The organism is Pseudooceanicola profundus (genome assembly GCF_054919315.1).
Window position 1 is genome coordinate 731,024 of sequence record NZ_CM142898.1, and the last position, 12,704, is coordinate 743,727.

The following is a 12,704-nucleotide window of genomic DNA, read 5'->3' on the forward strand; positions in this document are numbered from 1 at the left end:
GACAGGCCCCGCGTCCCCGTCAGGCCCAGCCTCCCCTTCAGGCCCAGTGTCCCCGGCAGGCCCAGCCTCCCTGACAGGCCCGGTCTCCCCGACAAGCGTCCCCGACAGGTCTAGCGTCCCTCAAGGGGCCCAGCCTCCTCAAAGGGACAGCCGCCCTGACAGGTCCGGTGTCCCTCTCCCGACGTGTCGCTGAAACAGGTCTCCGCTCCCTCACAAACCTCACCGCCCCGTCTCTCCCGCTCCGGCCGCGACGCGGAAACGCCAGCAGGCGGCCCCGACGGCGCGCCAATCGGCGGTGCTGCACAGGGGCGCGAGGCGCACCCGTGCCACGGGCCCTCCGCCCCTGCCTCCCACCGGGACAGCCTGACATCGGCGTGAGAACCCGCGTGGAATCGGCGCGGAACGCTTGGTTTCCCTAGAATGAGCTTGACCTTTCGTGCCGCGAAATGTTGAACCGCCCCTGACTTCTTCCAAGGTAAGGGCGGCTTTCTCTGATGGACAATCAGAACAAGAACCTACTTCTCGCGACCGTGCTCAGCGGGCTTGTCATCGTCGGCTGGACGGTGCTCTTCCCGCCGAGCCCCGCCGTGGACCCCAACGCCCCGGCCGAGACAAGCACCTCGGCGACGGATCAGGCCTCGGGTGACACCGCACTGACCCCGGGTGCCGATGCGCCAGCGGGACAGAGCGCAGGGGCCACCGCCCCGGGCGAGATGGGCGCCACCCAGACCGCCGAGTCCGAGGCCGCGCGCGTCACCATCGACACGCCCCGTATCTCCGGCTCGATCTCGATGCTGGGCGGCCGGCTCGATGACGTCGAGCTGAAGGACTACCACGTCGAACTCAGCGACGCCTCGCCCCTCGTCACGCTGATGAGCCCGGTCGGCTCGCAGGATCCCTACTACGCGCTCTTCGGCTGGGCTGCGGGCGCCGGCGTCGATGCCTCCGCCGTGCCCGGGCCCGACACGCTGTGGCAGGCCGAGGACGGCGCCACCCTGACCCCGGACACCCCCGTCACCCTGACCTGGGACAACGGCGCGGGCCTCGTCTTCCGCCGCGAATACGCGGTCGACCCCGACTACATGTTCACTGTGACCCAGTCGGTGGAGAACACCACCGGCGCCGCCGTCAGCCTGCGCCCCTACGGCCTGCTGCGCCGCCACGGCGAACCCTCGACCCTGCAGAACTTCTTCGTGCTGCACGAAGGCCTCGTCCGGATGTCGGACGGCACGCTGCAGGAAGAGAAATACAAGAAGATGACCGAGTTCGACACCGACACGCGCGAAGGCGCGCCAGCGGATCGTGTCGAGGTCACCGAGAACGGCTGGATCGGCTTCACCGATCACTACTGGATGTCGACGCTGATCCCGCAGCAGGGCCAGCCCTTCCGCTCGGTCGCCAAGTACTACCCGAACGCGGACATCTACCAGACCGAGGCGGTCATGCCGCTGCAGGAGATCGCCTCTGGCGCGACCGGCACCTCCGAGACCCGGCTCTTTGCCGGTGCCAAGGAAACCGACACCATCCGCCACTACCAGGACGACGAGGGCGTCGACCGCTTCATCGACTCGATCGACTGGGGCTGGTTCTTCTTCCTGACCAAGCCGATCTTCGCCGTGCTGCACTGGCTGTCGGTCTTCTTCGAGGGCCTGGGCCTCAAGGGCCACATGGGCTGGGCGATCATCGCACTGACCATCCTGCTCAAGGCGCTGCTCTTCCCGCTGGCCTACAAGTCCTACGCCTCGATGGCGAAGATGAAGGAACTGCAGCCGCAGATGGAGAAGCTGAAGGAGCGCGCAGGCGACGACCGCCAGAAGCTCCAGAAGGAGATGATGGAACTCTACAAGAAGGAGAAGGTGAACCCCGCCGCGGGCTGTCTGCCGATCCTGCTGCAGATCCCGATCTTCTTCTCGCTCTACAAGGTGATCTTCGTCACCATCGAACTGCGGCACGCCGCATGGGTCGGCTGGATCCGCGACCTTTCGGCGCCCGATCCCTCGTCGATCCTGAACCTCTTCGGCCTGCTGCCCTTCGCGCCGCCGAGCCCGGAGAGCTTCATCGCCATCCTCAGCCTGGGCGTTCTTCCGATCCTGCTGGGTATCTCGATGTGGCTGCAGCAGAAGCTGAACCCGGCACCCGCCGACAAGTCGCAGGCGATGATCTTTGCCTGGATGCCCTGGGTCTTCATGTTCATGCTGGGCAACTTTGCCTCTGGCCTGGTGCTCTACTGGATCACCAACAACACGATCACCTTCATCCAGCAGTACACGATCATGCGGAGCCACGGGTTCAAGCCCGACGTCTTCGGCAACATCCGGAACTCGGTGAAGTTCGGCAAGAAGGACGCCGCCAAGAAGGCCGGGGACAAGAAGTAATGGCCCGCCTCGCCGCCATCTGGCGCCATCCGGTCAAGGGAGTGGGGGCCGAGCCCCTCACCCGCACCGGGCTGGAGGCGGCGCGGCCCCTGCCCGGTGACCGGGCCTGGGCCATCCTCACGGGCGAAGCGCAGGCCACGGGCGACTGGATGCCCTGCCGCAACTTCTCCCGCGGCTGTTATGCCCCGCGGCTCATGGCGGTGACGGCGGACAGCCACGACGACGGGCGGATCACCTTCCGCCATCCCGATCAGGCGCCGATCACCCTCGACCCTGCCCGCGACGGCGGGCTGCTGGTCGAGTGGATCGCGCCGCTTTATTCCGACGACCGCCCCGCCCCGCGGGAACTGGTCGCAGCGCCCGCGCAGGGCATGACCGATGCGGATTTCCCCTCGGTCGCGCTGCTGGGGCGCGCCTCGCTGGAGGCGCTTTCTGCCGCCTGTGGCACGGCACTGGACGAACGCCGCTTTCGCGGCAATCTTTGGATCGAGGGGCTGGAGCCCTTCGCGGAATTCGACTGGGTCGGCCGGCGGCTGACCCTCGGCGGGGCCGAGCTTGAAGTGGTGGAACGGATCGGGCGCTGTCGCGCCACCGAGGCCAACCCCGAGACCGGCACCCGCGACGTGAACACGCTGAAAGCCCTGCGGGAGCATTTCGGCCATACTGATTTCGGCGTCTACGCCCGCGTGATCCGCGGGGGCGAGATTGCCCTTGGTGACGAAGTGGTCCTGCAATGAGCGCCCCCCTGCCCTTCCCCCTGGCCGAAGAGCCCGACGACACCACCCGCGAAGCGGGCCGGATGCTGTTCGCCACCGGGGCCGAGTTCCTGAAGGGCGTCGTGGCCATGAACGGCCTGCCCCCCGCCGACCGGATGGAGGTCTGCTTTGCCGGGCGCTCCAACGTGGGCAAGTCGACGCTGATCAACGCGCTGACCGGGCGCAAGGCGCTGGCCCGCGCCTCGAACACGCCGGGCCGCACGCAGGAGATCAACTTCTTCACGCTGGCCGACAGCCACTACCTCGTCGACCTTCCGGGCTATGGCTATGCCAATGCGCCGCTGGCCGTGGTGGAGAAGTGGCAGCGCCTGCTGAAGCAATACCTCTCGGGCCGTCAGACCCTGCGCCGCGCCTTCGTGCTGATCGACACGCGCCACGGGGTGAAACCGGTGGACGAAGAGATCATGGCGCTGCTCGACAGCTCTGCCGTGACCTTCCAGGTGGTGATGACCAAGGCCGACAAGGTGAAGGTCGCGGAACGCGACAAGATCCTGTCGCAGGTGCGTGGGGCGCTGTCCAAGCACCCCGCCGCCTACCCCGAGATCGTGCTGACCTCTTCCGAGAAGGGGGAAGGCGTCGAAACCCTGCGCGCGATCATCGCCAGTCTGGAATAAGACGTCTGGCGTACCGCGTCGGGAATGACACCTCTGGCAGAGCGCCGACCTGTCGCGCGCTTGCGGGCGTCAGAAGTGGTAGCTGATCCGGGCCGTGATCGTATTCAGCCCCAGTGAGCCGCCACCGCCTTCGAAGTCGTTGAACGCGTGGTGGGTCAGTTCGCCGCCCACGGTGAAGGGCCCATAGACCTTCACGTCGACGCCCACGCCCACCATCCAGCCGAGATCGTCACCGAAGGAGCCGGAGGCGTAAGAGATCCCCGCGATCCCGTACCAGAGCACGTCACCGGTGCTCTGACCGAACCGCAGCTTGAGGCTGACAAGATCGCCGAGATCCCCGCCGGGCACCTCGATCCCGGTATCGGTCCACTGCAGCTCCGTCCCCCAGACCATTTGGCCGTTGGACCAGTCACGGCCCACGTGGAGCGAGCGCATCCCCTCGTCGCGGGTCTCCCCGAAGGCGAGGCCGAGATTGCCGCCTGCATAGAGGCCATCCCATTCGTGCCGGGACTGGGCGGAGGCCGCGCTGGCGGCAAGACAGGCTGCGGTTGTGGCGGCAGCCGTGGCGATGGCGAGAGATGTGCGGCGCATGACTTGGTTCCCCGATCTCAACTTCTCGTGTGGGGACAACGCCGAATGCGGCCGATTTGTTTCCTGTCGACGCGCAGGTTCCCGCTGAGACGCGTTTTCGCCGCCCTGCCCGACGCGGTCCTCAGGGGCCGGATCAGGCATCGAGGGCGCTGTTTTCCAGGTAAAAGGACGCGCGGGCGTCAGGGATCAGGCACGAAAAAGCCCGGTCCGCCGGGGGAGGCGGGCCGGGCCGTTGGCTTCCGGTCTCGGGGCGCGAGGATCAGAAGCGGTAGTTCACGCGGGCTGCGAGAGTGTTGCCGCTGGCGTCCACACCCGAGCCGTCGAAGTCATCGAAGCTGTGGTACAGGTATTCGCCACCGACCGAGATGGTGTCGGTCAGCATGTGCTCGACGCCTGCACCAACAACGTAGCCGGTGTCGTCAGCGCCATCGACCCACGCTTGCTCGGCACCGCCGGTTGCGTAGATCATCGTGCGGCCAAGGTCGTAGCCAACGCGGGCTTTCGCGGCCAGCAGGCTGTCGACGTCGACGCCGCCGATGCTCAGGTTGGTGCCCGAGTACGCCAGTTCGCCACCGAGGATCCAGTTGCCGAAGTCGTAATCGTAACCGCCTTGGATGCCATAGGCCACGCCATCGTCATCGAAGCTGCCGGCTTCGCCGTTGGCCCAGCCGAGGCTCAGACCGGTGTAGCCGCCGGTCCAGTCGTTGCCGTAGGTCACGGGCGCGGCTTGCACGGGGGTGATCGCGGGTTCCATGGGCGCCGGCTCGAGGCTGCCTGCGAGAGCGGGCGAAGCGAGGGCGGTGGCGGCAGCAAGGGAAATTGCGGTGATACGGATCATGTCTTTACTCTCCATCGTTCGGGCCTTTGGCCCATTCGTGCCCGACATCCGGCCGGGTTCGGTTGCTCGATCGTTTCAGTGGCAACGAGGATGAGCATGACTCGCTCGCTGCACTGATTGGACAACGCTGAGATAGCAGTTGGGTTTCTTTTCGGTAGAGGGCGGCAGGGTCATAGGCTTGAAGTGGCCTATCGCGCAGCGCGCCGTGAAATCGGCGCGTGTGAAGGATTTCCAACCGTCGCGAAATCACGCCAAACTATTGTTTTTAATACATTTAATTTTCAAGTACACGACTTCGTGTCGGCCAAGTATGGCTGATCCCCCGTGGTCCTCCCGCCCGCCATTTCCGGAGGTGAGACACCGGCCCCATCCGCCTCTCACATGACCCGGCGGAAGCCTCGAAAAACCCGGGAACCGGAGCGCCGGAAGCGGTTCGGCCGGGCGCAAGACCGGTCCTGACGCGCTGACGCTTGGCACCCACCGCGCGAGCGACTATCAACGGACGAACCTTGGGGAAATCCGGATGAGAAAACAGACCATGAATCGCGACTGGATCGCCACCGCCCGCACCCTCTCCGAAGCACTGCCCTACCTGCAGCGCTATGACGAAGCGATCGTCGTCGTGAAATTCGGCGGCCACGCCATGGGTGACGACGAGGCAATGGAAACCTTTGCCCGCGACATCGTCCTGATGCGTCAGGTCGGCGTGAACCCGGTGATCGTCCACGGCGGCGGCCCCATGATCAACGAGATGCTCGAAAAGCTCGAAGTGAAATCCGAGTTCGTGAAGGGCAAGCGCGTCACCGACGAGAAGACCATGGAAGTGGTCGAGATGGTTCTCTCCGGGCAGGTGAACAAGCGCATCGTGCAGGCGATCGGCGAACAGGGCGGCAAGGGCGTGGGCCTCAGCGGCAAGGACGCCAACCTGATCATCTGTGAACAGGACAACCCCGACCTCGGCTTCGTGGGCCGTCCGGTGCAGATGGACACCACCATCCTGCACGCGATGTTCAAGCAGGAGATCATCCCCGTGATCGCGCCCATCGGCATGGGCCGTGACGGCGAGACCTTCAACATCAACGGCGACACCGCCGCCGGTGCCATCGCCGGCGCGCTGAAGGCCGACCGGCTGCTGCTGCTGACCGACGTTGCGGGCGTGAAGAACGCGCAGGGCGAGGTCATGACCGACCTGACCGCCGCGCAGATCCGCGAGATGACGGACGACGGCACCATCGCCGGCGGCATGATCCCCAAGACCACCACCGCGCTCGACGCGATCGCCAGCGGCGTGCGCGCCGTGGTGATCCTCGACGGCCGCGCGCCGAACTCGGTCCTGCTGGAGCTCTTCACCGAACACGGTGCCGGGTCGATCATCCGGGCCCGCTGAGCTTATGGGACCGGGCTGGGAGGCGCTCGCCGACGCCGCGCGCCTCCGCCACCTGCGCCTGCTGGGCGGGTTCCGCCCCGGCCCGCAGGACGACGCCCCCGAGGGCTGCGTCACGCTCCTGCTGCTGGGGCCGGACGAGCCGGGCGGCTTCTGGGAACACTTCACCGACCAACCCGAGTATCGCGACGGGCTGCCCGATCCGATGGACCGCTGGTCGGCCCGGGTGATCGGCGCATGGGCCGACGATCTGGGCGCACGCGCGCTCTATCCCTTCGGCGGCGCGCCCTACCATCCGTTCTATCGCTGGGCCGTCGCGGCCGGCGTGGCCGCCCCCTCCCCCGTGCGGTTGCTCTGCGGCCCCGAGAGCGGGCTGTTCATCTCCTTCAGGGGGGCACTCGCCCTCAACTGGCCCCTGGCCCTGCCCGCGCCCTCCGACGCGCCCTGCGAGGCCTGTGCGGCGCCCTGCGCCACCGCCTGCCCCGTGGGCGCCCTGACACGGGATGGCTACGACGTGCCGCGCTGCAAGGCCTACCTGGAGACACCGGAGGGCGCGGACTGCCTGCACCGGGGGTGCGCGGTCAGGCGGTCTTGCCCCCCCGGCGCCGCCTATGGCAGGGTCGAGGGGCAATCCGCTTTTCACATGCGCCATTTCCTTTGACGAGTTCCCGATGCCCCGACGCCTGATCCTGATGCGCCATGCCAAGTCCAGCTGGAAGCATCCCGGGCTCTTCGACCATGCCCGTCCGCTGAACGGCCGCGGCCGTGCCTCGGCCCAGGCCCTTGGCCACTGGCTGCGGGACCGGGGGTATCTTCCGGACGAGGCCCTCGTCTCCGACGCGGTGCGCACGCAGGAGACCTGGGAGCGGCTCGGGCTCGACGCCCCGGCGGACCTGCGCGAAGACCTCTACCACGCCGATCCCGCCACCCTGATGGCCGCGCTGCGCGAGGCGACGGGCGACTGCGTGCTGATGCTGGGCCACAACCCGGGCCTCGGGGATTTCGCGCTCAGCCTGACGGACCATGCCCCCGCCCATCCCCGGTTCGAGGATTTTCCGACCGGCGCGACCCTCGTGGCCGACTTCGATATCGACGACTGGCGCAAACTGGCGCCCGGAAGCGGCACGGCACTGGATTTCGTCATTCCCCGCGAGTTGCTCGAAGAGGGCGAAGCGCAGGCCTGAGCGCCTGCCCTGCCCCATACGCCTCTGACTTCACCAGACGGGACCGTCGGGAGTGCCCTGCCCGCTGCAGACCGGCCACGGGTCCGGGCCAACAGGCCTGAACGACCAAGGGGGCGTAGACCAAGGGACGAAGAGGCAGAAGGCAGACATGACAAAGGGGCCCATGGGCCCCTTTTCGTATGCGCGGTGCTGGCGTTCCAACCTCTTGAGGAAGCTGCGGAAGCGCGCCGGGGTCCTCCCTCCCGACGCGCTTCCGCCCCTCGCTGAAAGGTCAGCCTCTCCCTGACTGACCTCCCCACAAAGGCGGCTGCGCGGATCCGGCTCAGTGGCCGAGGATCTGCGACAGGAACAGCTTGGTGCGTTCGGACCGGGGATTGTTGAAGAACTCTTCGGGCTCGTTCTGTTCAACGATCTGCCCTTGGTCCATGAAGATCACCCGGTTCGCAACCTGCCGTGCAAAACCCATCTCGTGAGTCACACATAGCATGGTCATCCCCTCCTGCGCCAGTTCGATCATCGTATCGAGGACCTCTTTGATCATCTCCGGATCGAGCGCCGAGGTGGGTTCGTCGAAGAGCATGATCCGGGGCTTCATGCAGAGCGAGCGCGCGATGGCGACACGCTGCTGCTGACCGCCCGAGAGCTGGCCCGGATACTTCAGCGCCTGGTCCGGAATCTTCACTTTCTCCAGGAAATGCATCGCCGTTTCCTCGGCCTCCTTCCTGGGAACCTTGCGGACCCAGATCGGAGCGAGCGTGCAGTTTTCCAGGATCGTGAGATGCGGGAAGAGGTTGAAGTGCTGGAAGCACATGCCGACCTCGGAGCGGATCTTGTCGATGTTCTTGAGGTCCGAGGTCAGTTCGGTCCCGTCGACGATGATCTGCCCGGCCTGGTGTTCCTCCAGGCGGTTGATGCAGCGAATCAGCGTCGACTTGCCCGAGCCCGAAGGCCCGGCGATGACGATTCGCTCGCCCCGGTTCACGGTCAGGTTGATGTCCCGCAGAACGTGGAACTGGCCGTACCACTTGTTCATGTTGCGGATTTCGATGGCGACCTCGTCCGAGACCTTCATCGCCGAGCGGTCGATTTGGGTATCCATAGCAAGTTCAGACATGGAAGTTTCCTCTTAGCGGTGCCCGGTCTGGAGACGGCGCTCCAGATACATCGAGTAGCGGGACATGGAGAAACAGAAGATGAAGAAGACCAGGCCGATGAAGATGAACAGCTCCCAGTAGACGCCGTTCCAGGCCGTGTCGGCGCGGATCGCGTTGGAGAGGCCGATCGGGTCGAACATCGAGATGATCGAGACCAGCGTGGTATCCTTGAAGACGCCGATGAAGGTCGAGACGATCCCGGGGATCGAGATCTTCAGCGCCTGCGGCATGATGATCAGCCGCTGCGACTGCCAGTAGTCGAGGCCGAGGCTGTCGGCGCCCTCGTACTGGCCCTTCGGCAGGGCCGCGAGGCCCCCACGCACCACCTCTGCCATGTAGGCCGAGGCGAAGAGCGTCACCATGATGATGACCCGCAGGATGATGTCGAAGTTGGTGCCCGGCGGCAGGAAGATGTTCAGCAGCACCGAAGCCACGAAGAGCAGCGTGATCAGCGGCACGCCGCGGATGAACTCGATGAAGCCGACGCACATCGCCTTGACCAGCAGCAGGTCCGACTGACGGCCAAGCGCCAGCAGGATGCCGATGGGCAGCGAGCACAGGATCGCCGTGACGCCGATGGTGATCGAGAGCATGAAGCCCCCGAACTGGCGAGAGGCGATGGCCTCGATCCCGATGGGCAGGACCGCCGACAGGCCACCGGCCACGGTAGCGGCAAGGGCCCCCCACCAGATCACGGCCAGCACGACGCCGATGATCAGCGCCAGCGCCGGGTTCAGCACCGAGGTGAGGAACTTCAGCGACAGGCCGATGATGACGAAGCCGAGGATCGCGACGATCGGGTTCCAGATCGTCCCACCCCAGAGCAGCCAGGCCGCGATGAAGGGGTAGAGCATCGAGAAGTAGATCACCTTGGCCGGGACGAAGTGCCGGAACAGCAGCGGGCCGAGGGCGACCAGCAGCAGGATCAGCGACAGCACCGGACGCCAGTAATGCTCGGGCGGGTAGAAGCCGAACATCAGCTGTTTCCAGCGTTCGCTGATCACGCCCCAGCAGGCCCCGCCATGGGGCTTGTTGAGGGCGCCGATGATCTCGCGGCACTCGTTCAGGCTGGTGGCCTGCCAGGTGGGAGAGATGATCCAGGGGAGCAGCCGGTAGGCCAGCCACAGGATGAAAAGGCCCGACAGGACGGACAGGACCGTGTTGAACCAGCCCGAGAACAGGTTGGTCTTGGCCCAGCCCAGGGGGCCGACGGTCGAGGCCGGCGGCTCCTGCTGGGGCAGCATGGTCTCGCGAACGTAGGAGACGGTTTCTGCGTGCGTATCGCTCATATCACCGCTCCACCAGTTTAACGCGGGAGTTGTAGAAGTTCATCACGGCCGAGATCGCCAGCGAGATCGCCAGGTAGATCAGCATGCCCAGCAGAACGGTCTCGAGCTCGCGCCCGGTCTGGTTCAGCGTGATGCCCATCAGCGTGCCGGTGATGTCCATGTATCCGACCGCGATCGCCAGCGAGGAGTTCTTGGTCAGGTTCAGGTACTGCGAGATCAGCGGCGGGATGATGACCCGCAGCGCCTGCGGCAGGATGACGAGCCGCATGGTGATGCTGGGCCGCAGGCCAAGGGCGGAGGCCGCCTCGGTCTGCCCTTTCGAGATCGCGAGGATACCGGCGCGGACGTTCTCGGCGATGAAGGCCGCCGTGTAGAGCGACAGGGCCAGCCAGAGCGCGATCAGCGAGTTCCGCAGGTGCGTCCCGCCCGAGAAGTTGAAGCCCGACAGCTCCGGATAGCCGAGGTGGAAGCCGAGGATCACCAGCAGGGCCGCGAGCGGCACGAGGATGACGCCGAGGCGCATGTACCACGTCCTGGGCCGCACGCCGGTGGCTTCCTGCGTGGCATCGGCCTTCAGCTTGATCCGGTGCGAGACGTAGAAGCCGATCGCCAGGACGATCAGGATCGCGATCAGGTCGATGCTGATGTTGAACAGGTTGCCGACCGGGATGTCGCCGAGACTGCGCGAGAACAGCGGCTCGGGGATATAGACGCCCCGGTTCGTGATCGCGACAGTGTCGAAGAGCTTCATGCTCGCCTCGGCATCGTCGCCCCGGAAGGCGCGTGGGGCCGGCAGGCTCTCGATCAGGATCGCCATGCAGAGCACGATCCACATCAGGACCGGCACGTTGCGGAACATCTCGACGTAGACCGCCATCAGGCGCGAGATCAGCCAGTTGTTCGACAGGCGCAGCACGCCGACGATCACGCCGACCACCGTTGCGGTGACGCAGCCGAGGAAGGCCACCAGAAGCGTGTTCAGCAGGCCGACGAAGGCGGCGCGCAGGTGGCTATCCTGGTTGTTATAGTCGATCAGTCGCTGGTTGATGTCATAGCCCGCAGGCTCCATCAGGAAGCCGAAGCTGGGCTCCTTCCCGAGGTCTGCCAGGTTCTGGGCCGTGTTCGAAATCAGCCAGCCGAAGAAAAGAAGGAAGCAGATCAACGCAATGATCTGGAAGGTGATCGCCCGATACCGCGTATCGTAGATCAACATGGATAGGCGAAAGGACTCCGACGGAGGATCGGTCAAAGTGGTCATCGCTGAATGTTCCCCGTATCCGGCCTTGTTTTAGTCGGGCGTCTTTGCGCCTTCGGCCGGTCTCTTGTTTGTCACGCATCCGTCGTTGCGGCTGCGCAGGAAACACGAAGGGCGCGGTTTGACCGCGCCCTTCGCCGTAGGTCTTACCGGAACGGCGGGGCGTACATCAGGCCGCCTTCGGTCCACTGCGCGTTCAGGCCGCGCGACAGGCCGATCGGGGTTTCTTCACCGATGTTCGTGGCGAAGATCTCGCCGTAGTTGCCGCCCGCGGAGATCGCGTTCACGGCCCAGTTGGCTTCGAGGCCGAGCATCTCGCCCAGGTTGCCTTCGGTGCCGAGCATGCGGTTCATCTCGGGATTGTCGCCGGCTGCGGCGGACAGGTCACCCACGTTGGTCGAGGTGATGCCCATTTCCTCTGCCGCGACCAGCGCGTAGAGGGTCCAGCGCACGATGTCGCCCCATTCGTCGTCGCCGTGGCGAACGAGCGGGCCGAGCGGCTCTTTCGAGATGATCTCGGGCAGGATCACGTGATCCGCGGGGGTTTCAAAGGTGGCGCGGGTTGCGGCCAGGCCCGAAGCGTCGGTGGTGTACACGTCACAGGCACCGGCGAGGTACTGCTGCTGCGCTTCGGCGTTGGTTTCGATCGGCACCGGCTCGTAGTTCATGCCGTTCTTGCGGAAGTAGTCCGCCAGGTTGAGCTCGGTGGTGGTGCCGGTCTGGATGCAGACGGTCGCGCCGTCCAGTTCCTTGGCCGAGGACACACCCAGTTCCTTGGGAACCATGAAGCCCTGACCGTCGTAGTAGTTCACACCGGTGAAGGTGAACTTCAGGTCGACGTCACGGGACAGGGTCCAGGTGGTGTTCCGGGCCAGCATGTCGATCTCGCCGGAGGACAGCGCGGTGAAGCGGGTCTTGCCGGTGGTCGAGACGAATTCGACGGCGGACGGATCGCCGAGCACTGCGGCGGCGACGGCACGGCAGACGGCAACGTCGAAGCCGCCCCACTCGCCGTTCGCGTCGGGTGCCGAGAAGCCGGCCAGGCCGGTCGACACGCCGCAGTTCAGCTTGCCGCGTGCCTTGACGTCATCCAGGGTCGCAGCCGCGGAGGCGCCCGCGGCCAGACCGGCGACCGTCAGCGCGCCAAGAAATACGGATTTTTTCATATTTACCTCTTCCTGATTGTCCGCCCGTTCACTGTGGCGGTTTCTACCGGCCCCCTTCGGACCGGTGGGCGATACGAT

The 12,704-nt window shown here is 65.7% G+C and carries 12 protein-coding genes; 6 read left to right on the plus strand and 6 right to left on the minus strand.

Going from position 1 to position 12,704, the window contains the following annotated elements; all coding sequences use genetic code 11:
- Window positions 1-494 precede the first annotated feature (494 nt).
- Genes yidC through yihA form a run of 3 tightly spaced genes read left to right on the plus strand, consistent with a single transcriptional unit; the run spans window position 495 to window position 3,765 of the window.
- Window positions 495-2,375, plus strand: coding sequence for a membrane protein insertase YidC (yidC, locus tag ACX9MO_RS03295; protein ID WP_462213540.1), 1,881 nt, complete (start codon window positions 495-497; stop codon window positions 2,373-2,375).
- On the plus strand, window positions 2,375-3,112 hold the full coding sequence (locus ACX9MO_RS03300; protein ID WP_462213541.1) for an MOSC domain-containing protein: 738 nt from the start codon (window positions 2,375-2,377) through the stop codon (window positions 3,110-3,112). The genes yidC and ACX9MO_RS03300 overlap by 1 nt, the downstream gene beginning before the upstream one ends.
- Entirely contained in the window at window positions 3,109-3,765 is a 657-nt protein-coding gene (gene yihA / locus ACX9MO_RS03305; protein WP_222492242.1) for a ribosome biogenesis GTP-binding protein YihA/YsxC, read from the plus strand. The genes ACX9MO_RS03300 and yihA overlap by 4 nt, the downstream gene beginning before the upstream one ends.
- Window positions 3,766-3,834: 69 nt before the next feature.
- On the opposite strand, the gene ACX9MO_RS03310 is transcribed toward yihA, so the two are convergent.
- A complete protein-coding gene (locus tag ACX9MO_RS03310; protein ID WP_462213542.1) occupies window positions 3,835-4,356 on the minus strand; it encodes an outer membrane protein in 522 nt (173 codons plus the stop codon).
- Window positions 4,357-4,615: 259 nt separating this feature from the next.
- Window positions 4,616-5,194: an outer membrane protein gene (locus ACX9MO_RS03315; RefSeq protein ID WP_462213543.1), complete on the minus strand. Its 579-nt coding sequence runs from the start codon at window positions 5,192-5,194 to the stop codon at window positions 4,616-4,618.
- A gap of 523 nt (window positions 5,195-5,717) precedes the next feature.
- On the opposite strand from ACX9MO_RS03315, the gene argB reads away from it, so the two are divergent.
- The 3 genes from argB to ACX9MO_RS03330 are packed head-to-tail and all read left to right on the plus strand — an operon-like array spanning window position 5,718 to window position 7,762.
- Complete coding sequence (argB, locus tag ACX9MO_RS03320) at window positions 5,718-6,581, plus strand: acetylglutamate kinase (protein ID WP_222492236.1); 864 nt, start codon at window positions 5,718-5,720, stop codon at window positions 6,579-6,581.
- A gap of 4 nt (window positions 6,582-6,585) precedes the next feature.
- Entirely contained in the window at window positions 6,586-7,239 is a 654-nt protein-coding gene (locus ACX9MO_RS03325; RefSeq protein ID WP_462213544.1) for a ferredoxin, read from the plus strand.
- 10 nt (window positions 7,240-7,249) lie between these two features.
- A complete protein-coding gene (locus ACX9MO_RS03330; protein ID WP_222492232.1) occupies window positions 7,250-7,762 on the plus strand; it encodes a SixA phosphatase family protein in 513 nt (170 codons plus the stop codon).
- 322 nt (window positions 7,763-8,084) lie between these two features.
- On the opposite strand, the gene ACX9MO_RS03335 is transcribed toward ACX9MO_RS03330, so the two are convergent.
- The 4 genes from ACX9MO_RS03335 to ACX9MO_RS03350 form a co-directional block, all read right to left on the minus strand.
- Complete coding sequence (locus tag ACX9MO_RS03335; protein ID WP_462213545.1) at window positions 8,085-8,876, minus strand: amino acid ABC transporter ATP-binding protein; 792 nt, start codon at window positions 8,874-8,876, stop codon at window positions 8,085-8,087.
- A 12-nt stretch (window positions 8,877-8,888) separates the two neighbouring features.
- Window positions 8,889-10,205: an amino acid ABC transporter permease gene (locus tag ACX9MO_RS03340; RefSeq protein ID WP_462213546.1), complete on the minus strand. Its 1,317-nt coding sequence runs from the start codon at window positions 10,203-10,205 to the stop codon at window positions 8,889-8,891.
- A 1-nt stretch (window position 10,206) separates the two neighbouring features.
- A complete protein-coding gene (locus tag ACX9MO_RS03345) occupies window positions 10,207-11,463 on the minus strand; it encodes an amino acid ABC transporter permease (protein ID WP_462213547.1) in 1,257 nt (418 codons plus the stop codon).
- 143 nt (window positions 11,464-11,606) lie between these two features.
- Window positions 11,607-12,626 carry an amino acid ABC transporter substrate-binding protein gene (locus tag ACX9MO_RS03350; protein WP_222492226.1) on the minus strand — a complete coding sequence of 340 codons (1,020 nt, stop codon included), beginning with the start codon at window positions 12,624-12,626 and terminating at the stop codon, window positions 11,607-11,609.
- Window positions 12,627-12,704 lie beyond the last annotated feature (78 nt).

Bases quoted from the DNA above. Each gene is read 5' to 3' on its own strand.
- yidC (WP_462213540.1), top strand. From the start codon at position 495: ATGGACAATCAGAACAAGAACCTACTTCTCGCGACCGTGCTCAGCGGG.
- ACX9MO_RS03300 (WP_462213541.1), top strand. From the start codon at position 2,375: ATGGCCCGCCTCGCCGCCATCTGGCGCCATCCGGTCAAGGGAGTGGGG.
- yihA (WP_222492242.1), top strand. From the start codon at position 3,109: ATGAGCGCCCCCCTGCCCTTCCCCCTGGCCGAAGAGCCCGACGACACC.
- ACX9MO_RS03310 (WP_462213542.1), bottom strand. From the start codon at position 4,356: ATGCGCCGCACATCTCTCGCCATCGCCACGGCTGCCGCCACAACCGCA.
- ACX9MO_RS03315 (WP_462213543.1), bottom strand. From the start codon at position 5,194: ATGATCCGTATCACCGCAATTTCCCTTGCTGCCGCCACCGCCCTCGCT.
- argB (WP_222492236.1), top strand. From the start codon at position 5,718: ATGAGAAAACAGACCATGAATCGCGACTGGATCGCCACCGCCCGCACC.
- ACX9MO_RS03325 (WP_462213544.1), top strand. From the start codon at position 6,586: ATGGGACCGGGCTGGGAGGCGCTCGCCGACGCCGCGCGCCTCCGCCAC.
- ACX9MO_RS03330 (WP_222492232.1), top strand. From the start codon at position 7,250: ATGCCCCGACGCCTGATCCTGATGCGCCATGCCAAGTCCAGCTGGAAG.
- ACX9MO_RS03335 (WP_462213545.1), bottom strand. From the start codon at position 8,876: ATGTCTGAACTTGCTATGGATACCCAAATCGACCGCTCGGCGATGAAG.
- ACX9MO_RS03340 (WP_462213546.1), bottom strand. From the start codon at position 10,205: ATGAGCGATACGCACGCAGAAACCGTCTCCTACGTTCGCGAGACCATG.
- ACX9MO_RS03345 (WP_462213547.1), bottom strand. From the start codon at position 11,463: ATGACCACTTTGACCGATCCTCCGTCGGAGTCCTTTCGCCTATCCATG.
- ACX9MO_RS03350 (WP_222492226.1), bottom strand. From the start codon at position 12,626: ATGAAAAAATCCGTATTTCTTGGCGCGCTGACGGTCGCCGGTCTGGCC.